This window comes from Rhodophyticola sp. (assembly GCF_965284195.1).
Lineage (GTDB): Bacteria > Pseudomonadota > Alphaproteobacteria > Rhodobacterales > Rhodobacteraceae > Rhodophyticola.
Genome location: NZ_CBDIRM010000001.1, coordinates 151,970 through 170,834 on the forward strand (window position 1 = coordinate 151,970; position 18,865 = coordinate 170,834).

At 65.1% G+C, this 18,865-nt stretch carries 23 protein-coding genes; 8 read left to right on the plus strand and 15 right to left on the minus strand.

Annotation, left to right across the window (positions count from 1 at the left end):
* Positions 1-208: 208 nt before the first annotated feature.
* From ACQ651_RS00815 to ACQ651_RS00825, 3 genes are all read right to left on the minus strand, one after another.
* A complete protein-coding gene (locus ACQ651_RS00815) occupies positions 209-442 on the minus strand; it encodes a Flp family type IVb pilin (RefSeq protein ID WP_227284289.1) in 234 nt (77 codons plus the stop codon).
* Between the two features lie 262 nt (positions 443-704).
* Positions 705-905, minus strand: a complete 201-nt coding sequence (locus ACQ651_RS00820) for a Flp family type IVb pilin (protein ID WP_121896628.1) — start codon at positions 903-905, stop codon at positions 705-707.
* 249 nt (positions 906-1,154) lie between these two features.
* Positions 1,155-1,412, minus strand: a complete 258-nt coding sequence (locus ACQ651_RS00825) for a hypothetical protein (RefSeq protein WP_430447877.1) — start codon at positions 1,410-1,412, stop codon at positions 1,155-1,157.
* A 341-nt stretch (positions 1,413-1,753) separates the two neighbouring features.
* Between ACQ651_RS00825 and ACQ651_RS00830 the strand changes: the two genes are divergently transcribed.
* Positions 1,754-2,548, plus strand: a complete 795-nt coding sequence (locus ACQ651_RS00830; protein WP_430447879.1) for a lytic transglycosylase domain-containing protein — start codon at positions 1,754-1,756, stop codon at positions 2,546-2,548.
* 3 nt (positions 2,549-2,551) lie between these two features.
* Here the strand turns inward: ACQ651_RS00830 and ACQ651_RS00835 are convergent, their stop codons facing one another.
* The 4 genes from ACQ651_RS00835 to ACQ651_RS00850 form a co-directional block, all read right to left on the minus strand.
* Complete coding sequence (locus tag ACQ651_RS00835) at positions 2,552-2,833, minus strand: GNAT family N-acetyltransferase (RefSeq protein WP_121896631.1); 282 nt, start codon at positions 2,831-2,833, stop codon at positions 2,552-2,554.
* The gene (locus tag ACQ651_RS00840) at positions 2,826-3,449 is read right to left on the minus strand and encodes a 3-oxoacid CoA-transferase subunit B (protein ID WP_227284285.1); all 624 of its coding nucleotides are present in this window, start codon (positions 3,447-3,449) and stop codon (positions 2,826-2,828) included. The genes ACQ651_RS00835 and ACQ651_RS00840 overlap by 8 nt, the downstream gene beginning before the upstream one ends.
* Positions 3,449-4,153 carry a CoA transferase subunit A gene (locus tag ACQ651_RS00845; RefSeq protein ID WP_430447881.1) on the minus strand — a complete coding sequence of 235 codons (705 nt, stop codon included), beginning with the start codon at positions 4,151-4,153 and terminating at the stop codon, positions 3,449-3,451. Before ACQ651_RS00845 ends, ACQ651_RS00840 begins: the two co-directional genes overlap by 1 nt.
* Before the next feature lie 93 nt (positions 4,154-4,246).
* The gene (locus ACQ651_RS00850; protein WP_430447883.1) at positions 4,247-5,353 is read right to left on the minus strand and encodes a class II histone deacetylase; all 1,107 of its coding nucleotides are present in this window, start codon (positions 5,351-5,353) and stop codon (positions 4,247-4,249) included.
* 143 nt (positions 5,354-5,496) lie between these two features.
* On the opposite strand from ACQ651_RS00850, the gene ACQ651_RS00855 reads away from it, so the two are divergent.
* A complete protein-coding gene (locus ACQ651_RS00855) occupies positions 5,497-5,844 on the plus strand; it encodes a TraR/DksA family transcriptional regulator (protein WP_227284283.1) in 348 nt (115 codons plus the stop codon).
* Here ACQ651_RS00855 and ACQ651_RS00860 read toward each other — a convergent pair.
* The gene (locus ACQ651_RS00860) at positions 5,841-6,083 is read right to left on the minus strand and encodes a hypothetical protein (protein WP_121896636.1); all 243 of its coding nucleotides are present in this window, start codon (positions 6,081-6,083) and stop codon (positions 5,841-5,843) included. The genes ACQ651_RS00855 and ACQ651_RS00860 overlap by 4 nt on opposite strands.
* Before the next feature lie 134 nt (positions 6,084-6,217).
* On the opposite strand from ACQ651_RS00860, the gene ACQ651_RS00865 reads away from it, so the two are divergent.
* Together ACQ651_RS00865 and ACQ651_RS00870 are read left to right on the plus strand one after the other, a co-directional pair.
* Positions 6,218-6,943 (plus strand): M48 family metallopeptidase, encoded by a 726-nt coding sequence (locus ACQ651_RS00865; RefSeq protein ID WP_430447885.1) that lies wholly within the window; start codon positions 6,218-6,220, stop codon positions 6,941-6,943.
* 151 nt (positions 6,944-7,094) lie between these two features.
* Positions 7,095-7,349, plus strand: coding sequence for a DUF6455 family protein (locus tag ACQ651_RS00870; protein WP_227284282.1), 255 nt, complete (start codon positions 7,095-7,097; stop codon positions 7,347-7,349).
* A gap of 40 nt (positions 7,350-7,389) precedes the next feature.
* On the opposite strand, the gene rimO is transcribed toward ACQ651_RS00870, so the two are convergent.
* Positions 7,390-8,772 (minus strand): 30S ribosomal protein S12 methylthiotransferase RimO, encoded by a 1,383-nt coding sequence (gene rimO, locus ACQ651_RS00875; RefSeq protein WP_430447887.1) that lies wholly within the window; start codon positions 8,770-8,772, stop codon positions 7,390-7,392.
* A 192-nt stretch (positions 8,773-8,964) separates the two neighbouring features.
* Between rimO and ACQ651_RS00880 the strand changes: the two genes are divergently transcribed.
* The 3 genes from ACQ651_RS00880 to ACQ651_RS00890 all read left to right on the plus strand — a co-directional run bounded on the left by ACQ651_RS00880 (position 8,965) and on the right by ACQ651_RS00890 (position 12,857).
* The gene (locus ACQ651_RS00880; RefSeq protein ID WP_430447889.1) at positions 8,965-11,004 is read left to right on the plus strand and encodes an AsmA family protein; all 2,040 of its coding nucleotides are present in this window, start codon (positions 8,965-8,967) and stop codon (positions 11,002-11,004) included.
* Positions 11,005-11,074: 70 nt separating this feature from the next.
* Complete coding sequence (locus tag ACQ651_RS00885; RefSeq protein WP_227284279.1) at positions 11,075-11,557, plus strand: transglycosylase SLT domain-containing protein; 483 nt, start codon at positions 11,075-11,077, stop codon at positions 11,555-11,557.
* Positions 11,558-11,651: 94 nt separating this feature from the next.
* Positions 11,652-12,857 carry an MFS transporter gene (locus ACQ651_RS00890; RefSeq protein WP_430447890.1) on the plus strand — a complete coding sequence of 402 codons (1,206 nt, stop codon included), beginning with the start codon at positions 11,652-11,654 and terminating at the stop codon, positions 12,855-12,857.
* 30 nt (positions 12,858-12,887) lie between these two features.
* On the opposite strand, the gene ACQ651_RS00895 is transcribed toward ACQ651_RS00890, so the two are convergent.
* The gene (locus ACQ651_RS00895) at positions 12,888-13,475 is read right to left on the minus strand and encodes a GcrA family cell cycle regulator (protein ID WP_375550525.1); all 588 of its coding nucleotides are present in this window, start codon (positions 13,473-13,475) and stop codon (positions 12,888-12,890) included.
* A 140-nt stretch (positions 13,476-13,615) separates the two neighbouring features.
* Between ACQ651_RS00895 and ACQ651_RS00900 the strand changes: the two genes are divergently transcribed.
* Positions 13,616-14,437 (plus strand): ABC transporter permease, encoded by an 822-nt coding sequence (locus ACQ651_RS00900; protein WP_430447891.1) that lies wholly within the window; start codon positions 13,616-13,618, stop codon positions 14,435-14,437.
* 84 nt (positions 14,438-14,521) lie between these two features.
* Here the strand turns inward: ACQ651_RS00900 and ACQ651_RS00905 are convergent, their stop codons facing one another.
* The 5 genes from ACQ651_RS00905 to ACQ651_RS00925 form a co-directional block, all read right to left on the minus strand.
* On the minus strand, positions 14,522-15,472 hold the full coding sequence (locus tag ACQ651_RS00905) for a DMT family transporter (protein WP_430447892.1): 951 nt from the start codon (positions 15,470-15,472) through the stop codon (positions 14,522-14,524).
* A 116-nt stretch (positions 15,473-15,588) separates the two neighbouring features.
* Positions 15,589-16,515 carry an ornithine carbamoyltransferase gene (gene argF / locus ACQ651_RS00910; protein ID WP_227284275.1) on the minus strand — a complete coding sequence of 309 codons (927 nt, stop codon included), beginning with the start codon at positions 16,513-16,515 and terminating at the stop codon, positions 15,589-15,591.
* A 1-nt stretch (position 16,516) separates the two neighbouring features.
* Complete coding sequence (locus ACQ651_RS00915; protein ID WP_375550521.1) at positions 16,517-17,095, minus strand: GNAT family N-acetyltransferase; 579 nt, start codon at positions 17,093-17,095, stop codon at positions 16,517-16,519.
* On the minus strand, positions 17,079-18,275 hold the full coding sequence (locus ACQ651_RS00920) for an aspartate aminotransferase family protein (protein WP_430447893.1): 1,197 nt from the start codon (positions 18,273-18,275) through the stop codon (positions 17,079-17,081). Before ACQ651_RS00920 ends, ACQ651_RS00915 begins: the two co-directional genes overlap by 17 nt.
* A gap of 78 nt (positions 18,276-18,353) precedes the next feature.
* The gene (locus ACQ651_RS00925) at positions 18,354-18,851 is read right to left on the minus strand and encodes a PaaI family thioesterase (RefSeq protein WP_430447894.1); all 498 of its coding nucleotides are present in this window, start codon (positions 18,849-18,851) and stop codon (positions 18,354-18,356) included.
* Positions 18,852-18,865: the final 14 nt, after the last annotated feature.

An 18,865-nucleotide genomic window follows, 5' to 3' on the forward strand; every position in this document is an offset into this window, starting at 1 on the left:
TTTTATCAGTGCGCGGCACAGGCCCGAAGACATGTGCCGCGCGGTTTTCCGCTGATGATCATGGTTCGTAAATTGGGCAGAAACATGGTCCCGCGGCGGAGACATTGGGTCTGGCCGCCGAGAGTTCTTTCCCCCTCGGCGGCCATCCGCAATTTCACCCGATCTTCGAGCGGTCCGGTGCGTGTCGGCACGGTCCGGGCGCGGCCCGTCACGGGGTGGTCGTTGTTTCCGTGAAGGTGACGTTGTTGGCGAACGGATCGGTCAGCGGGTCCGTATCGGTCAGTGCCTGGCCGATATCGGTGGACAGTTCTTCCATTCCGCCGGACACGACCGAGATCACGGCGAGGCCAAGGCCGACCAGAGCGGCGGTCAGAACGACCCAGTCGACGGTGACGGCACCGGACTCGTCGGCGAAAAAGGTCTTTGCTTCAGTAAGTTTCATGATTTGCTCCTGCATGGATGCTTGATTGGATCAGCCCGCGTCTTGCAGGCAGGCGCATTCTGCAGCCGGCACCTCGATGGGTGCGGTCTGTCTCGAATTCGGCCAAGGCAGGAATGTGGCGGAGCGGCGGCTTGGCGTGGCCAATTCGCAAGTCTTTGAATCAAACTATGAGCGTTGCAGGGGCGTGAGGGTGCTCAAACAGCAACGGGCGCCAACCCCGAAGGGTGACGCCCGCATACCTGTCTGTCCTGTCTTGGTCGTGTTACTCGTTGAAACCGGTGCGGATATGGTCGGTCATCAATTGCGTACGGATATCCTCCGACAGATCTTCCAAACCAGCACCCACCACATTCGTGACGGCCAGGCCAAGTCCCACCAAAGCGGCAGTTAAAACCACCCAATCGACACTTACGACGCCGCTTTCGTCCTTAACAAAGGACGCGGCAAAATCGAGACTCGGCATTCGGGATTCTCCCCAACGATAGTTAACAGGGTCCGTAGACCCCAGAGCAGACAGGGGCAGAGTCGTGGCGAAATGCGGCGGGAATGTGTCAAAGTTGCGCGATTATGATGCATTTTTGACAAATTTGAGAACCAATCTCGGCAAATTGTTACCTGAGCCGGCACAACGAAGAAGCCGCGCCCGGTCGGGCGCGGCTTTTGTTTCCTTTTTCGAACAAGCCCGTCGCTTGGGCGAGCCTGCCGCTGAGAATTACGGCGTGGGAGTGGGAGTGGGAGTGGGAGTGGGAGTGGGAGTGGGAGTGGGAGTGGGAGTGGGAGTGGGGATCCCGGTTGACCCAGCGACATCGCTCAGAGCGGTATCGATGCTGCTGGCCACTTCGTTAACGCCACCGGACACAACGGCCATGACGGCCAGGCCAAGGCCGACGATGGCTGCGGTCAGCACGACCCAGTCAACGGTCACGGCACCGGATTCGGATACGATAAAGGTTTTCATCAGTTTGGTCATAGTCTCTGTCTCCAGTTTTAACTTCGATTTCGAGTTTCCGTCAGTCTACCTGGTTGGCTCCTGCCCCCTCGGATGAGGATGTTTTCCCCCGGAAAGGCGGCGCAAATTGGGCACTCTCTGGCTTTTTATGAGAATTGTTGGCGGTTCTTTTACGTTTCACTTACCCAAAATCCGTAAATCGCCGGATCCTGAGCGCATTGTTTCCGAATGCGGCAGTATCCGGCAGAAACCCATACCCGGCGCGGGAGGGATTCCTTTCAGCGCCGCTTTCAGGCATGGTGACAAAAAAGAGCAGCAGGTGTTCCGGACCCATGCGGATGATCGTTTTAGTGGTGGCGTGCATGCTGGCTGCGCCAGGGGCGATGCCGGTGGCGGCGCAATCCGCCGACCCGCCACCCTTTCCCGAATTCACTTTTCGCAGGGTGACACCGCCCGCCGCGGGCCATACCGGGCCCAGGATCACCATTCAGATCGAGCCGCAGGCCACACCGGCCACGGCCCCTGCGCCGACGCCGCCCGACGGGGCGGCCCTTGCCGTGCCGAACGGCGTGGAGTGGTTCTGGGCCGAAGTGCCTGCCGACCTGTCCGCCGGGGCGGGGCGGTTTCAGGCCGCGCTGGAGCATCTTTCGCTGTCGCCCGAAACGGCGGGGCTCGGTATCCCCAGATTGGAACATCTGCGCGCATTGTCCGGCACCCATGGCGCCGATATCCTGCGGGCGACGGTGGGCACGCCGGTTTCTCCGGCACTGGTTCTGGCGGTGATGTCGGTCGAATCCTCCGGGGTGACCGACGCGGTCAGCCATGCGGGCGCCCAGGGTCTGATGCAGCTTATCCCCGCCACGGCCGACCGGTTCGGCGTGGAGGATGTGTTCGACAGCAGCCAGAACATCGTCGGCGGCGTCGCCTATCTCGCCTGGCTGATGGAGGAGTTCGACCGGGACCCGGTGCTGGTGCTGGCCGCCTATAACGCGGGCGAAGGGGCGGTCAGGGGCGCGGGCGGCGTACCGGATTACGCCGAGACCCGGCGCTATGTTCCCAAGGTTCTGGCGACATGGGCGGTGACGCGGATGTTGTGCCTGACCCCGCCCGATCTGATCTCGGATGGCTGCGTGTTCGAGACGATGATCGGCGGCTAGTGCCTATTGGAACACATCCGCCCAGTCCGGGTGGCGGCGGAATTGCGATTTCACGAACGGGCAGAGCGGAACGATCCTGACCCCTTCGGCGCGTGCATCCGCCACCAGCCGCTCCACCAGCGCCGCGCCCGCCCCCGTCCCGCGCAACGCGTCGGGCACACCGGTGTGATCGGCGATGATCAGCGTGGGCGAGGCGATGGAATAGGTCAGTTCCGCCTCGGCCCCGTCTTGTTGCAAGACATAGCGACCCTTGGAGCCCGCGATCTCCCGCGCGATCTCAGACAATGGTCGCCTCGGTCGCGGCGCGCAACTCCTCCTCGGTCACGCCGTCGGCGGTCTCGACGATCTTCAATCCGCCCTCGACCACATCCAGCACACCGAGATTGGTGATGATGCGGTCCACCACGCCCTTGCCCGTCAGCGGCAGGGTGCATTCGCGCAGAACCTTGCTGTCGCCATGCTTGTTGGTGTGGTCCATCACCACCACCACACGGCCCACGCCCGCCACGAGGTCCATCGCGCCGCCCATTCCCTTGACCAGCTTGCCGGGGATCATCCAGTTGGCCAGATCGCCGTTTTCGGCCACTTCCATCGCGCCCAGGATCGCCGCGGCGATCTTGCCGCCGCGGATCATGCCGAAACTGGTGGCTGAATCGAAATAGCTTGTGCGGCGCAGTTCGGTAATCGTCTGCTTGCCGGCATTGATCAGGTCCGGGTCTTCCTCCCCCTCGAAGGGGAACGGGCCCATGCCAAGCATCCCGTTTTCCGATTGCAGCGTGATATCCTTGTCGCCGACGTAATTGGCCACAAGCGTCGGGATGCCGATCCCGAGATTCACATACATGCCGTCTTCCAGCTCTTCCGCCGCGCGCGCGGCCATCTGATTGCGATCCCAGGGCATCAGGCTTCCTCCCGCTTGCGCACCGTGCGCTGTTCGATCCGTTTCTCATGTTCGCCCTGGATCAGGCGATGGATATAGATCCCCGGCAGGTGGATCTTGTCGGGGTCGAGGCTGCCAAGGGGGACGATCTCCTCCACCTCGGCCACGCAGACCTTGCCGCACATGGCCGCGGGAGGGTTGAAGTTGCGCGCGGTCTTGCGGAAGACCAGATTGCCCGTCTCATCCGCTTTCCACGCCTTGACGATGGAGAGATCCGCGAAAATGCCTTCCTCAAGGATGTAATCCTCGCCCCGGAAGGATTTCACCTCCTTGCCCTCGGCAATCACCGTGCCCACGCCGGTCTTGGTATAGAAGCCGGGAATTCCGCAGCCGCCCGCGCGCATACGCTCGGCGAGCGTGCCTTGCGGGTTGAACTCCAGTTCCAGCTCGCCGCTCAGATACTGGCGCATGAACTCGGCGTTTTCACCCACATAGGAGCTCATCATCTTGCGGATCTGCCGCGTATCGAGCAGCTTGCCCAGGCCAAAGCCGTCAACGCCCGCGTTGTTGGAGGCCACCGTCAGGTCCTTCACGCCGCTTTCCACGATCCCGTCGATCAGAAGCTCGGGTATGCCGCACAGGCCAAAGCCGCCCGCCGCGATCAGCATCCCGTCAAACAAGAGCCCGTCCAGCGCTTCGCTTGCCGAGCCGTATACCTTTTTCATGAGCAGCCGCTCCCCATCCTGGCAATTCTGCCGCAAACTGGCCCGTGCCGTTAGGGAAGTCAACGCAGACCGCGCCGCGCTGCGGCAAGCGGTCTAGGGGTTCAGCGCGTCTTCCATCTCGGCGATCAGCGTGGCGCAATAGGCGTCAAATCTGGGGCCCGGCTGCTGGCCCTCGATCCGGGCGGCCAACGGGTCGGGCGCGGTGATCGCGCTGCCCGACAGGGCCTCCAGCACCGCATGGCCGCAAAACGGCACATGAGCTGCGGAATAGCCGCCTTCATGCACAAGCGTCAGCCGTCCGTCGCAAAGCTCCGTCGCGGCGTCCCGGGTCATCTCGGTCATCTGCCGGAAGGTGTGGGAGCCAGCAAGCATCCGGCTGAGCGGATCCACGCCCGAGGCATCGAACCCGCAGGCCACCACGATCGCGTCCGGCTGAAAGCCGTGAAGCTGTGGCACCACCAGCCGCTCCATCGCCTCGATATAGGCCCGGTGCCCGCCGCCGGGCGGCAGCGGAATGTTCAGGTTGAACCCGTCACCGGCAGCGGAGCCGCGATCCTCGAAATCGCCACTGTCGAGCGGGTAGTTGCGCTCCTGATGGATCGAGATGGTCAGAACGTCGTCCCGATCATAGAAAATGGCTTCCGTCCCGTTGCCGTGATGCACATCCCAGTCGATGATCGCGACGCGGTCCACCATGCCGGCTGCAAAGGCCGCCTCGACCGCGATGCCGATATTGGCCAGAAGGCAGAAGCCATTGGGGAAATCCGGCAGGCAATGGTGCCCGGGCGGGCGGGAGAGGGCATAGGCATTGTCCACCTCCCCCCTGAGCGTGGCGAAGAGCGCGGCCTTGGCCAGACCGGCGGAAAGCCGGGCGATCTCGTAGCCGTCCGGGCCGAAGGGCGTGCGCAAGCCCAGCTCCCCACCGCCCGCCTCCGACGTTTTCCGGAAGCTTTCAAGGTAACGGGCGGGATGCACCCTGAGCAGGTCCTCTTCCGCGATTGGGGGCGCGCTGGCCACATCCAGTTCCGCCAGCAATCCGGTTACATCCAGCAGGTTTTTCAACCGCCGCTTGGTTTCGGGGTCTTCGGGCAGCCCGCCGGTTGCCATCGGCTGCACCAGCCCGCCCACCGGCGACATGAAGGCGTAATTGCCCCCGGTGTGCCAGAAACAGCGCTCGTCCCAGAAAAAACCCGTCGCCATGAAATACGCTCCCCTTTCGTTCGGCTGGAGTATGGCAGCGGCCCGCGACCGGGCGCAATGGGCGTTGCCCTGCCGGGAAAGGTGCATGTTTCCGCCCCATGGGCCACCTTGCGGGCCGGGCGCCGATCTGATGCGATGGCGCCATGAGCGATCCAACCGATGTCAGGCTTGCCGCCCGCTACCGACCGCGCCTTCTGGCCGAGCGGGCAGAGATCCTTGCGGCTTCCGACAACACGGGCGACAGCCGCAAGCCGGTGGAACTGGATCAGCAATCGGTCGGCCGGCTGAGCCGGATGGATGCGTTGCAGGGCCAGGCCATGGCCAAAGGGCTGGAAGCGCGGCGGCATGGCCGGTTGCGCGCGATCGGGGCGGCTCTGGCCCGGATCGAGGCGGGCGATTTCGGCTGGTGCGAGGATTGCGGCGAATTCATCGGCTCAGGCAGGCTGGACTTCGACCCCTGCGCGCCCCGTTGCATCGGCTGCGCGTCCTAATCCGCCGCCTCGCGCCGCAGCCGGTAGACGCCTTCGGGCAGGTCGAGTGCGGCGGCCAGATCGTGGATCTGTGCCATCGACAGGGTGATCTTCTGCATCTGGTCGGTGCGCGGATCGAATTGCTCCAGCGTCACGCATTCCGAAAAGGCGGAAATCGTGAGGTCTTCCTGCAGGGGCGCCTCGCCCTCGTCCACAAGGGTGACCACGGTGGCGTCGAATTCGTGCTCGATGGTAAACATGACGGTCAACCTATGGCTGTTTCCATGCCTTTGCAACGGCGGCACGGGCGCGCCCGTGCCGCCAAAAATGATGTGATGCGGACTGGACGCGGGGCCGCCCCGTGTTACTCCTTACCCAAACGGAGAGTGTGTGAATGCGGACCTGCCTGCTGATCCTTGTTCTGGCCACCCTGGCCGCCTGTAACATAGCCCCCGCGCCGACAGCGCCCCGCGCGCCCTCGGCCCCGGCGGCGACCGAGAACACGCCGCGCCTCTCACCGGCAGTCGCGGTCGCCAATTTCGAAGAGGTCGTGGCCCGGGTGGAACCCGTGGCCGAACGGGTCTGCCGGGAGCAGACCAGACGGCAGAATTGCGACTACGTGATTGCCGTGGAACGGGACCCCCGCGCTGGGGTGAACGCGTTCCAGACCGAGGATCGCCAGGGCCGGCCCCTGATCATCTTCTCTCTCGGGCTGATCGCGGAGGCGCGCAATATCGACGAGCTGGCCTTTGTCATGGGGCACGAGGCCGCGCATCATATCGAGGGGCATATCCCGCAACAGCGCGCGTCCGCGCGCGAGGGCGCGATCGTGTTCGGCATTCTGGCGCAGATGGGCGGGGCCAATCAGGCCGGCATTCAGCAGGCCGTGGAAATCGGTGCCGCCGTGGGTGCGCGCCGGTTTTCGCAGGAACACGAGCTGGAGGCCGATGCCATGGGCACGATCATCGCGCTTCGGGCCGGGTTCGATCCGGTGCGGGGCTCGGCCTTTTTCGAGCGCCTGCCGGATCCGGGCGAGCAGTTCCTGGGCTCTCACCCGCCCAATGCCGCGCGTCAGGCGATCGTACGGGAAACCGTCGCCCGCTATGGTGGGCGCAGTTGATCTGTATCCGCTATGGTGGGCGCAGTTGATCTGTATCCGCTATGGTGGGCGCAGTTGATCTGCATCAAGGTGCATCCACCCGCATAGCCTAGTTTCGGATGCAAGGAGCGTACCCGGCGACCGGACGCAGGATGCTTGCGAGGAATGGGATATGCCCGGAACCAAGACATTGAAAGAGCATGACGCATTGATGACGCGGATGGCCCGGCTTGTGGGCACCGATCTCGACGAGGCGGAACTGCGGGGCGATCTGTCGCCCGAGATGCGCCACGACATGCTGTCCCGCTGCGTCGGATGCAGCGCACCGCAGGATTGCGCGCATTTCCTCGACACCACCCCCATCGCCGAAAGCACACCGGACTATTGCCGCAACGGCATGGTTCTGATGGCGCTGCGCGATATCTGAACCCGTCGAATACCGACCGGTCTGAAGGACCGGGCCGGTTTCAGACCGGCCGGCCCCAAAGGTCGTATTCGCTGGCTTCATCCACCTCGACGGTCACGATCTGGCCGGGCTCCAGCGTCTCGAACCCGGCATCTATGAACAGGTTGCCGTCGATTTCCGGCGCGTCCGCCTTTGTTCGGCAGGTCGCGCCCTCGTTATCCACCGCATCGACGATGACATCCATCCGCTGGCCGATTCTGGCCTCAAGCTTGGCGGCGGAAATCGCCTGCGCCTTTTCCATGAACCGGGCGAAGCGCTCGTCCTTGACCTCTTCGGCGACGTGATCCGGCAATGCGTTGGAGCGCGCGCCCTCGACATTTTCGTATCTGAAACATCCGACCCGGTCGAGCTGTGCCTCGTCCAGCCAGTCCAGCAGCGTCTGAAACTCCGCTTCGGTCTCGCCGGGATAGCCGACGATGAAGGTGCTGCGCAGCGTGATCTCGGGGCAGGTGGCGCGCCACGCGGCAATCTCGTCAAGCGTGCGCGCGGCGGCGGCGGGCCGGGCCATGCGGCGCAGCACATCCGGGTGGGCATGCTGAAACGGAATGTCGAGATAGGGCAAAAGCCCGCTGGCCGGATCCGCCATGATCGGGATCAGGTCGCGCACATGGGGGTAGGGATAGACGTAATGCAGCCGGACCCAGGCCCCGAGCGCGCCCAGATCGCGGGCCAGATCGGTGATATGGGCCCGGTGCCCGCGATCTTCGCGATGGCGGATATCGGCCCCGTAGGCGGATGTGTCCTGAGAGATCACCAGAAGTTCCCGCACACCGGCCTCGACCAGCTTTTCCGCCTCGCGGATCACCGCATGCGCAGGGCGGGAGGCCAGTTTGCCGCGCATGTCCGGGATGATGCAGAACTTGCACTTATGGTTACAGCCCTCGGAGATCTTCAGATAGCTGTAATGCCGGGGGGTCAGCGACACGCCCGTCGCGGGCAGCAGATCGACAAACGGATCGGGCGCGGGGGGCACCGCGGTATGTACCGCGTCCAGCACCTGTTCGTACTGGTGCGGGCCGGTGACGGCCAGAACCTTGGGATGCGCGCCGGTGATGTAATCGGGTTCCGCCCCCAGACACCCCGTTACGATCACCCGCCCGTTTTCGCGCAGCGCCTCGCCGATGGCGTCGAGGCTTTCGGCCTTGGCACTGTCGAGAAATCCGCAGGTGTTCACGATCACCGCCTCCGCGCCTGCGTAATCCGGAGAGATCGCATAACCCTCCGCGCGCAGGCGGGTCAGAATCCGTTCGCTGTCGACCAGCGCCTTGGGGCAGCCAAGGGAGACCATCCCGATGGTGGGCTGGCCGGGCCGGGCCGCATCCGCCGCGCGCGGAACGCGGGCATGGGCGAGATCGGGGCGAAGATCGGGCGGGTTCTGGGTCATGGAACTGGCAGATAACCCCTGCCGCGATCCGGGGAAAGGGCGTGTTTGCAAAACCGCGCTCAGGTAGGGTCCGAACGGCGCGGATCGGCGGGTTCGACCCTGCCGCGGTTTTACCGGCCAGCCGGGGACGCGAGGGGCTGTTTCACACCCTTTTTGCGCGCTAATGTCGGGCCAACAGGGCGGAGCCTTTTCATGCGGTGGATCATCAGGACAATACTGGCCATTCTGGTCCTTGGCCTGCTGGCCATGGGCGCGCTTCTGTCGATCCCGGCGGAACGGATCGCGGATGTGGCGGCCGACCGGCTGCAACGCGCGACCGAGCGGCCGGTGCGGATCACCGGCGGCATCCGCCCGACGCTGGTGCCCTATCTCGGCGTCCGGGTCGAAGGGCTGGAGATCGGCAACCCGGACTGGGTGTCGGACGGGCCGATGTTGCAGGCGGAGGCGCTGAATGTCGGCGTGAACTGGCAGGCGCTGATCGCGGGCCGCATCCAACTGGATCAGGCGTCGCTCGATGCGCCGCGGCTTGTGCTCGTGCGCGCCGCCGACGGGCGTGAAAGCTGGAGCTTCGGCGGCGCCGATGCCACGCCGGCGCCCGCGCCCAACGGCTCGGAAGCCGCGCCCGCCGCCCAAAGCAGCGGCGGGGTTCTGGCAACGCTTGGCTTTGACGCGGCGGTGTTGCGCGACGCCACGGTCCTCTATCGCGATCTCGGGGCCGGCACGACCACATTGGTCGAGGCGCTGGATCTGACCCTGCGCCTGCCCCAAGCCGGAGGTACGGCACGTGCGGAGGCCAGCGCGATCGTGAACGGCAGCGCCCTGACCCTAGACACCTCCATCGAGGGGATCGGCGATCTGCTGGCCGGAGAGGTGCAACCCGTCACGCTGGCCCTTGAATGGGATGGTGGCACGCTGTCTTTCGACGGGCGTGCCGGTCTCGACCTCGCCGCGGACGGGCAGTTGCAGCTTGACGCCCGGGATCTGGGCCCGCTGATGGCGGCGCTGGGTCAGGTGGCACCGACGCTTCCCGAAGGTCTTGGCCGCGACCGGATCGACGTGACCGGAGACGTCACTCTCGCCTCCGAAGGGTCGGTGCATCTGCGCGCCGGCGATGTCCGGCTGGACGATCACCGGTTCACCGCCGAACTGGACCTGCTGCCCGGTGCCGAGCGCCCGATGCTCCGGGGTGTGATCCGGGGCGGCGATGTCGATCTCAGCGCTATGACCGCGGGCGAAAATGCACCGGACGCAGGCCGCGGCGGCGCGGCGGGCGCGGCAAGCTCCGGCTGGCCGCGCGACCCGATCGACGTCAGCGGTGTTTTTGCGGTGGATATGGATATTGCGGTAACGCTTGAGGCACTGGATCTGGGGCTGGCAAGCCTTGACGGGCTCGACCTGCGCGCGCGTCTGGACCGGGGCCGTCTGGTTCTGGATCTGCGCCGGATCGGCGCCTATGGCGGGGCGCTTTCGGGGTCGGTGGTGGTGAACGGGCGCGGCGGGCTCTCGACCCGCGCCGATCTGGCCTTCCGCAGCGTGGCGCTTGGCCCGCTTCTGGCGCAACTGGCCGATTACGACCGGCTGGAGGGCCGGGGCGATATCGCGCTGAACGTGCTGGCCGTGGGCAATGACATGGACGCGCTGATGCGCAGCCTCGATGGCAGCGGGTCGGTCACTTTCGGGCAGGGGGCGATCCTGGGTTTCGATCTTGCGGGGATGATCCGGAATTTCGACCCGTCCTACCGGGGCGAGGGGCAACGGACGGTCTATGACAGTCTGACCGGCAGCTTCACCATCGCCGACGGGGTGCTCCGCAACGAGGATCTGGTGCTGGCCGCACCCTGGGGCCAGGTGACCGGCGCCGGGCGCACGGATATCGGGGCGCAGACGGTGGAGTACCGGGTCATCCCGGGCGTGTTGCAGGGCGCGGACGGGACCGGCGGGTTCGCCGTGCCGATCCTGATCACCGGCCCATGGTCGGATCTCAGCTTCCGCCCCGATCTGGCCTTCATCGCCGAGCAGGAACTGGCGGAGGAACGCGCGCGGCTCGAAGCGGCGGCGCGTGAGCGGCTGGCGGCGGAACGCGAAGAACTGGAACGGCGGTTGCGCGACCAGGCCGGCGATGCGCTTGGGGTCGAGATCGAGGAGGGGCAGAGCCGCGAAGAAATCGAAGACGCGCTGGAACAGCGTCTGCGCGAGCAGGCGGAGGAGCAATTGCGCCGATTGTTCGACTGATCGGCAAGCTGTTGCCGGGCCGTCGTATCGGCTCTGGCCAGACCGCCCCCGGGCGGGCTAAAGGCGGCGCATGACACGCCTTATCTCCACACTCATCCTTCTGGGTCTGCTTGCGGCCTGTGGTCGGGGCGCGGGCCCCGCCGCAAGCCCGCAACCTGCGCTCTATCCCAACGAAACACCGGAAATCCGTGCTTTGGTCAACGAATACGCCGCGCGCTACGATGTGCCGGCGGCCCTGGTGCATCGGGTGATCCAGCGCGAAAGCGACTATCGCCCCGCCGCCCGAAACGGCCCCTATTACGGCATGATGCAGATCCTGCCGCAAACCGCGCGGACCATGGGCCATGACGGCCCACCGTCCGAATTGCTGGATGCGGAAACCAACCTGCGTTACGCGGTGCGGTATCTGCGCGGCGCATGGCTTTTGTCCGACGGGGATTTCGACACGGCGGTGGGCTGGTATGCGCGCGGCTATTACTACGAGGCGCGCAACCGCTGCATGCTGGTGGAAACCGGTTTGCTGAATCGCGAGATCAGACGCGATTGCCGATAGTTTCGGGCCGGTCCGAAGGACCCTGACGCAAGGCACGCGCGGCCCGGTAGGCGGCGCTATGGCACTCCGCCCCGGCCGGGCATAGTCTGCGCGCATGTTCACCCTGCCGGCAGCCCTCTCCAACCGCGATTTCCGAACCCTGATGATGGGCCAATTGCCCGCCGATTTCGCGGATTGGCTTGATTTCGTGGCCATCGGCGCGCTCCTTGCCTTTGTCTGGACCGTCGATCCGTTCGTGTTCGCGCTTCTCGCGGTCAGCATGGGCCTGCCCTATCTGGTGGTCGGCCTCGGGGCGGGCGCCGTGGTGGATCGTGTGAATGTCAAATCCGTCCTGATCCTCAGCAATATCGGGCGCGGGCTGGTCACCGCGGCGCTGTTTTTCGCGCCGGACTGGGGCATCCTGCTGCTTCTGGTCGCGCTCAGAAGCTCGGTGGACACGTTCTTCACCCCGGCCAAGCAGGCGGCGATCCAGACCCTGACCCGCCCGGAGGAGCGGATGGGCGCAAACGGGTTGAGCCACGCCATCAATCAGGCCTCCAAGATCGTGGCGCCAGCTCTGGGCGGCGTGCTTTTGATCTGGGTCGAACCGCAGGTCATCTTTCTGCTCAATGCCGGCGTTTCCTTCATCGCGGCGGGTCTGCTGCTGCGCCTGTCATCCCTCGCACCGGTGCCCGATGACGGCGCCGCCGAAACAGGCGTAATCGGCGCGATCCGGGGCGGGCTGGCGGAGGTCGCGGGAAGCTCCCTTCTCAGATCGGCGATCTGGCTGATGGCGGCGGGATACTTCGCGATGTTCTTCTATGACACGCTGATCGCGCCCCTGACCCGGGATCTGGGCTATTCGCAGACACATCTGGGTTTCGCACTTGCGGCAGTGGGGGCCGGCGGCGTGGTCGGGGCGGTCATGCTGGGCGCGATGAAGGACCTGCCCCGGCCCTTCTTGCTGATCGCCGCGGGCTCGGCCATCGCGGCCTGCGCCGTTGCGGTGCTCGGGGGGCTGGATCTACTCGACATCCGGTGGCCCGTGGGCGCCTTCGTTGGGCTTTTCGCCATTCTGGGCGTGGCATCCGCCCTGTCGGTCGTGCCGTTCCGAACCGTGCTTCAGAACACCGTCGCCCCCGGCCGCATGGGCCGGGTGACCGCGTTGAGCGAGGCGCTCAACACCATGGCCCTGCTCACTGCGCCGTTCATCGGCGCCGCCATCGCATCGCTGACGGCGGTCGGGATGGCATTCATATGCGGGGGCGTCATCCTGATGGCGATTGCAGTCAAGGCGATGCGCATGCGCAATCACCGCTGATCGGTGCCGGATGGCCGGGAAAACCCGGGTCTAGCGCCGGCGATCCCGGCGGCTGGACATCGGCTGGAACGCCACGCCCACATGCGCTTCGCAATAGGGTTTGCCCTGCTGCACCGGAAGACCACAAAAATAGAAATCGTCGGTGGCGGGGTCGCCGATGGGCCATTTGCAGGTCCGCTCGGTCAGCTCCATCAGGCTGATGCGCTTGGCATGTTTCTCGACCTCGTTGACCTTGGCCAGCGCCTCGGGGCTGATCTCGTTGGCCGAGGGCTGCGGGGGCAGGGGCTGCCCCGCGGGCACGATCGGTTTGCGCAACGGCGTCACGTTCGATGGCCGCGGTGCCGTCTCCGTCGCGGTCTCGGCACGGGCGGGTTCGGTCTTGGGGGCAGGTTTCGGAGCCGATGGCGCGGCCTTCGACGTGGCTTTCGCCGGCTCCTTCGCGGGCGCGGGCTTGCCCGTCGCCCCGGTGGTGGCCCGGTTCGACAGGCCCAACCGATGCACCTTGCCGATCACTGCATTGCGTGTGACACCGCCCAATTCCTTGGCGATCTGGGAGGCCGACTGGCCTTCGCCCCACATCTTCTTCAGTTTCTCGACACGCTCGTCGGTCCAGGACATCTGCGTCCTCCTGCTCGTTTATGCACATGGCTCGGTGCGCCACGGCCCTTGCATATGGGCCCGGGACCAGCGAATTGGAACCCCTATTCTATCTTGTCTATGGAGACGGATACAAGGCGGCGAGAAGCGAAAGGGCAGGAATGATGGACGGACAGGCGACAGGGGCGCAAACCGGAATGGGCGTGCGCCGTTTCGGGCGGGTCAACTGGCTGGGGTTATATACGCTGGCCAAGCGCGAAGTGATGCGATTTGTCGTGGTCTGGACACAGACGCTTCTGGCGCCGCTGGTGACCGCGGGCCTGTTCATCCTGATCTTCTCGCTGGCCATCGGCGGGCAGCGCGGCGAGGTGATGGGTGTCAGTTTCCTGCATTTCATCGCGCCCGGCATCCTGATGATGACGGTCATCCAGAACGCGTTTGCGAACACCTCCTCCTCGATCGTCATCGGCAAGGTGCAGGGCAACATCGTCGATACGCTGATGCCGCCGCTCAGCCCGCTGGAACTGGTTCTGGGCTATATCATCGGCGGTGTGCTGCGCGGCGTTCTGGTGGCCCTGGCCGTGACGCTGGTGATGTTTCCGGTCATCGGCCTTTCGGTCGCGCATCCGGTCTGGGCGCTGGTCTTCGTCGTGCTGGGCAGCGCGTTTCTGGGAGCCCTGGGGATCGTCGCGGCAATCATCGCCCAGAAATTCGACCAGATCGCCGCGATCACCAATTTCATCGTCGTCCCGCTCAGTTTCCTGTCGGGGACCTTCTATTCGATCGAGGCGCTGCCCGGCTGGCTGAACACGATCACGCACTGGAACCCGGTCTTCTATCTGATCGACGGGGTGCGCTACGGGGTTCTCGGCGTTTCCGACAGTTCGCCCTGGCTTGGGCTGTGCGTGGCCTCGGGCGCGATCATGGCCGTGATGGCGCTGGCCTGGTGGTGGTTCAAGACAGGCTACCGGCTGAAGTCGTGAGGGCCGGCGTTGAAGACATCGCGGCGGGGCGGGCGGCGTTCGTGGGGGTGAGTTCTTGGGCCCCCTCCCTGACGGACGAAGCCGTCAGGGAGGGGGCGGAGGCCCTGTCCGGTCTGCCCGGGGCCGCCTTTTGAACCGTGCCTCGCGCCAGGCTAGAAAGGCGGCGCCGGAGACGATGATCGCCGCGCCGGTCAGGCTGATGGCATCCGGGATCACATCGAAAATGATCAGGTCGTAAAGCCCGGCGAAAACAAGAGTCAGATAGGAAAAGGGCGTGACGAAGCTCGCCTCGGCCCGGCGCATGGCGTGGATGAAACAGGCCTGCGCGCAGGCCATGGCAAGGCCAAGCGCAACCAGCGCCCCCCATTGCGCGGGGGTCGGGGCGGCCCAGACGAACAGCACCGCAACCGACGCGATGAGTAGCCCGAGCGCGTTGTTGACGAAGAGGATCTGAAGCGGGCCTTCGCGGTTCGACAGCCGCTTGATGAAGATCAGCTCCAGCCCCATCAACGCCGCCGCCGCAAGTGCCAGAAGGGCGGCGGGCTGAAAGCTTTCCGGCGTCGGGCGCATCAGCACGATCATCCCCGCAAGCGCGATGCCCGCCGCCAGCCAGCGCCAAGGCCCGACCCGCTCCCCCAGAAGCGGGATGGCCAGCAGCATGCCGAAGACCGGGTTCAGAAAGCTGATGGCGGTGGCATCGGCCAGCGGGATGAAGGCGACGGCGGCAAACATCAGGCTGATCCCGCCCCAGCCACAGAGTGTACGCCCGATATGGGTTTTCAGATCGGGTCGGATCAGGCGCGGACGCAGCGCCAGGACCGTGGCCGCGATTGCCAGAAACGCGAACAGGAAACGGCCATGGCTGATCTGCAGCGGATGCAGCGGCGGGCCAAGCGCATCGGTCCCGAGCGCCTTGGCCAGAAGCGTGGTGGCGGCGATGAACAGCGTCGCCACCAGCATGAAGGCGACGGCACGTGGACGGTCCTCGGCCGTCTGCGGGGTCGCCGGGACCGGAGGGATGGGCGGGACGGCCATGCGCAATCGATGACCATTCCCCACGGCGGTGTCAACGCGGGGGCAGAGCGCTTTCGCCGGAGCCGGTCGGCAGGGGCCCGACGCCCGGGTCCCAATGGCGCCCCGTCAGGGCCGGGCTAGACGCCCAGGCACCAGCGCAGGATCGCCTTTTGTGCATGCAGGCGGTTCTCCGCCTCGTCGAAGATGACCGAATTAGGCCCGTCCATGACCGCACTTGTCGCCTCGTCCTCCCGATGGGCGGGCAGGCAATGCATGAACAATGCGTCCGGCTTGGCGTGGGACATCAGCTCTTCGTTGACCTGATAGCCCCGCAACTGGTTGTGGCGGCGTTCCTTGGTGGATTGGCTGTCATGCATCGACACCCACGTGTCGGTCACCACAAGATCGGCACCGGCGACGGCGCGCACGGGGTCGCGGACGATCTCGACCTTCGCGCCGCGCGCGCGGGCGTCCTCGATGAAGACGCGTTCGGGGTCCAGCGTTTCGGGTCCGGTGAAGGTCAGGTCGAAACCGAACTGGCCCGCGGCATGAAGAAAGCTGGCGCAGACATTGTTGCCATCTCCGGTCCAGACCACCTTCTTGCCGGCGATGGGCCCGCGATGTTCCTCGAAGGTCATCACGTCGGCCATGATCTGGCAGGGATGGGTGCGGTTCGTCAGCCCGTTGATGACCGGCACCGTGGCGTGTTCGGCCATCTCCAGCAGCACATCCTCCTCGAAGGTCCGGATCATGATCAGATCCACATATCGGCTCAGCACCCGGGCGGTGTCGGCGATGGTCTCGCCATGGCCCAGTTGCAGATCCGTGCCGGACAGGACCATCGTTTCGCCGCCCATCTGGCGAACGCCGACATCGAAGCTGACCCGGGTCCGGGTCGAGGGCTTTTCGAAGATCAGCGCCACCATGTGGCCTGCCAATGGCTGTTCGTCATCGGGCATGCCCTTGGGGCGCCCCGCGCGGGCGGTCTTCATCGCGCGCGCATCGTCGATCATATGCCGCAGATCGGAAGGGTCGGTTTTGTGAATGTCGAGAAAATGTTTCATATCAGATACTTGTATTTTTGTCGGGCGCAGGAATGCGGTCGCCAGGGGATGGCGGGGCCGGGGCGGGCGGTTCGGGTGCCTGTCGTCGGAAGACCATGACAAGCACCATGTCGCCATCCTCGCAGGCGCGTTCCTCCAATGCGCTGAACCCGGCGGCCCGATAGGTCGCGACGGCCCGGGCATTGGACGGGTCGGGGTCGATCGCGACGGTCGATGTCCCGGCCTCGATGATCTCCAGCGCGCGCTGCCGCAGATAGGCCTGCGCGTGCCCCCTGCCCAGAAAGGCGGGGTCACCGAGAAACGTGTCCATCGCGCGCGCATCGGCGGGAAGGTCCGCGAAATGCGGAGCCGGCCAGTGATGCGCGGGGTAATCCTGCACGAAGGCGAAGGGGTGCCCGTCCAGTTCCACGATCCGCATATCCGTGGGACCCGCGTCCAGATCTTCCTCCATCAGGGCGATCTCGGCGGCCGCCGTGCCCCACCAACCGCCGATATGCGGCTGGCTGAGCCAGCTTTCGATCAGCGGATAATGGGCGCGCGTCAGCCGGGGAAAGCTGTAGCGGTTAGTCTGCGGCATCATCGTCCTGCGTCTCCAGCGCGGTCGCGGCGCGGTCAAGCCGGTCGATCCCGTCGGCGATCTCCTCTTCGGTCACCGTCAGCGAGGGAAGCAGGCGGACCACGTTGTCCCCCGCGGGCACGGTCAGCATCTCCTGATCATAGGCCGCGTGTATCACGTCCAGATTGGGTTTCCTGCAGACCAGCCCAAGCATGAAGCCCGCGCCGCGCACGGTTTCGAACACCTCCGGATGGGCCGCCACGAGGCCTTCGGCCTTCTGGCGAAGCAGCCCGGCGCGGCGGTTCACATCCTCCAGAAACCCCTCTTCGGTGATCACATCCATGACCGTGCTGGCCACGGCGCAGCCAAGCGGGTTCCCCCCATAGGTGGAGCCATGGGTGCCCGGCGTCATGCCGACCGCCGCCGCTTCGGTGGCCAGAAGCGCGCCGATCGGAAAGCCGCCGCCGATACCCTTGGCGATCATCATGATATCGGGGGTGATGCCTGCCCATTCATGCGCGAACAGCTTGCCGGTCCGGCCCATGCCGCACTGGATTTCGTCCAGGATGAGCAGCAGCCCGTGTTCATCGCAGAGATCGCGCAGACCTTTCAGGCACTGGTCGGGAACCGGGCGGATGCCGCTCTCGCCCTGAACGGGTTCGATCATGATCGCGCCGACATCCGGGCGTGCGGCGGCCTCCCTCAGCGCATCGTGATCGCCGAAGGGCAGGTGTACGAAGCCCGGCAGAAGCGGACCGAACCCCTTGGTCAGCTTCTCCGCCCCCGCCGCGGAAATCATCCCCATGGAGCGGCCATGGAACGCGCCCTCGAATGCCAGGATCGTGGTCCGCTCGGGCTGGCCTTTCTCGTACCAGTATTTGCGGGCCATCTTGACCGCCAGTTCACCCGCCTCCGTGCCGGAATTGCAGAAGAACATGGTGTCGGCAAATGTGTGCTCCACCAGTTTCGCGGCCAGTTCTTCCTGCTGCGGCACCGTGTAGAGGTTGGAGGTGTGCCACAGGTTTTCCGCCTGCGATTTCAGCGTATTGACCAGTTTCGGGTGGCTGTGGCCAAGGGCGATCACGGCGACGCCGCTGGCGAAATCCAGAAACCGTCGGCCGTCGGCTTCCACCAACCATGCGCCTTCGCCCTTGACGAAGGAGAGCGGCGCGCGGGAATAGCTGGGAAGAACCGGCGATATCATGACCATCTCCAGAAATGAGGGGTTTTCAGGAAGAACGGGGCTTGCCCGAAACCTGACCTCAAGTCAATTCAAGCGCGGTTATGCACCATCGCGGATTTTCATGATCATGCAGGTGGTCGACCCGGTCGCGTAAAGCGTGCCGTCCTCCACGCCGCGGATCGTACCGTCCGCCACGCCGGTGGACCGGCCCGAATGGCTGGTGATGCCCTCGGCCAGAATTTCCGTGCCGACGGATAGCGGGCGGATGATATTTATCTTGTATTCCAATGTCGTATAGACGGAGCCCTTTGGCACTTTCGTCATCACCGCGCAGGCCATGCAACTGTCGAGCAAGGTGCCGTACCAGCCGCCGTGAACCGTTCCCATCGGGTTCATATGGGCGAATTCGGGCGCGCCGCGAAAGACCACACGACCGTCTTCGACGGTGTCGAGACGATAGTTGAGAGTTTCGGAAATGGGCGGATGAGGCAGGGCGCCGTCTCGCATCGCCTCCATGAAGGCTTGCCCGGAGAGCGACAGAAGCCGCGCCTGATCCGGCAAGGCGTCGAGCGAATGTGCGAAGACCGGTTCGGTCATGTCGTGCGTGTCCC

Excerpts from the sequence above, each read along its gene's own strand:
- argF (WP_227284275.1), bottom strand. The coding sequence starts at position 16,515 with ATGAAACATTTTCTCGACATTCACAAAACCGACCCTTCCGATCTGCGG.
- rimO (WP_430447887.1), bottom strand. The coding sequence starts at position 8,772 with ATGACCCAGAACCCGCCCGATCTTCGCCCCGATCTCGCCCATGCCCGC.
- ACQ651_RS00905 (WP_430447892.1), bottom strand. The coding sequence starts at position 15,472 with ATGGCCGTCCCGCCCATCCCTCCGGTCCCGGCGACCCCGCAGACGGCC.
- ACQ651_RS00890 (WP_430447890.1), top strand. The coding sequence starts at position 11,652 with ATGTTCACCCTGCCGGCAGCCCTCTCCAACCGCGATTTCCGAACCCTG.
- ACQ651_RS00860 (WP_121896636.1), bottom strand. The coding sequence starts at position 6,083 with ATGTTTACCATCGAGCACGAATTCGACGCCACCGTGGTCACCCTTGTG.
- ACQ651_RS00820 (WP_121896628.1), bottom strand. The coding sequence starts at position 905 with ATGCCGAGTCTCGATTTTGCCGCGTCCTTTGTTAAGGACGAAAGCGGC.
- ACQ651_RS00885 (WP_227284279.1), top strand. The coding sequence starts at position 11,075 with ATGACACGCCTTATCTCCACACTCATCCTTCTGGGTCTGCTTGCGGCC.
- ACQ651_RS00870 (WP_227284282.1), top strand. The coding sequence starts at position 7,095 with ATGCCCGGAACCAAGACATTGAAAGAGCATGACGCATTGATGACGCGG.
- ACQ651_RS00840 (WP_227284285.1), bottom strand. The coding sequence starts at position 3,449 with ATGCCCTGGGATCGCAATCAGATGGCCGCGCGCGCGGCGGAAGAGCTG.
- ACQ651_RS00880 (WP_430447889.1), top strand. The coding sequence starts at position 8,965 with ATGCGGTGGATCATCAGGACAATACTGGCCATTCTGGTCCTTGGCCTG.
- ACQ651_RS00900 (WP_430447891.1), top strand. The coding sequence starts at position 13,616 with ATGATGGACGGACAGGCGACAGGGGCGCAAACCGGAATGGGCGTGCGC.
- ACQ651_RS00920 (WP_430447893.1), bottom strand. The coding sequence starts at position 18,275 with ATGATATCGCCGGTTCTTCCCAGCTATTCCCGCGCGCCGCTCTCCTTC.
- ACQ651_RS00855 (WP_227284283.1), top strand. The coding sequence starts at position 5,497 with ATGAGCGATCCAACCGATGTCAGGCTTGCCGCCCGCTACCGACCGCGC.
- ACQ651_RS00815 (WP_227284289.1), bottom strand. The coding sequence starts at position 442 with ATGAAACTTACTGAAGCAAAGACCTTTTTCGCCGACGAGTCCGGTGCC.
- ACQ651_RS00915 (WP_375550521.1), bottom strand. The coding sequence starts at position 17,095 with ATGATGCCGCAGACTAACCGCTACAGCTTTCCCCGGCTGACGCGCGCC.
- ACQ651_RS00830 (WP_430447879.1), top strand. The coding sequence starts at position 1,754 with ATGCTGGCTGCGCCAGGGGCGATGCCGGTGGCGGCGCAATCCGCCGAC.
- ACQ651_RS00865 (WP_430447885.1), top strand. The coding sequence starts at position 6,218 with ATGCGGACCTGCCTGCTGATCCTTGTTCTGGCCACCCTGGCCGCCTGT.
- ACQ651_RS00850 (WP_430447883.1), bottom strand. The coding sequence starts at position 5,353 with ATGGCGACGGGTTTTTTCTGGGACGAGCGCTGTTTCTGGCACACCGGG.
- ACQ651_RS00845 (WP_430447881.1), bottom strand. The coding sequence starts at position 4,153 with ATGAAAAAGGTATACGGCTCGGCAAGCGAAGCGCTGGACGGGCTCTTG.
- ACQ651_RS00925 (WP_430447894.1), bottom strand. The coding sequence starts at position 18,851 with ATGACCGAACCGGTCTTCGCACATTCGCTCGACGCCTTGCCGGATCAG.
- ACQ651_RS00825 (WP_430447877.1), bottom strand. The coding sequence starts at position 1,412 with ATGACCAAACTGATGAAAACCTTTATCGTATCCGAATCCGGTGCCGTG.
- ACQ651_RS00895 (WP_375550525.1), bottom strand. The coding sequence starts at position 13,475 with ATGTCCTGGACCGACGAGCGTGTCGAGAAACTGAAGAAGATGTGGGGC.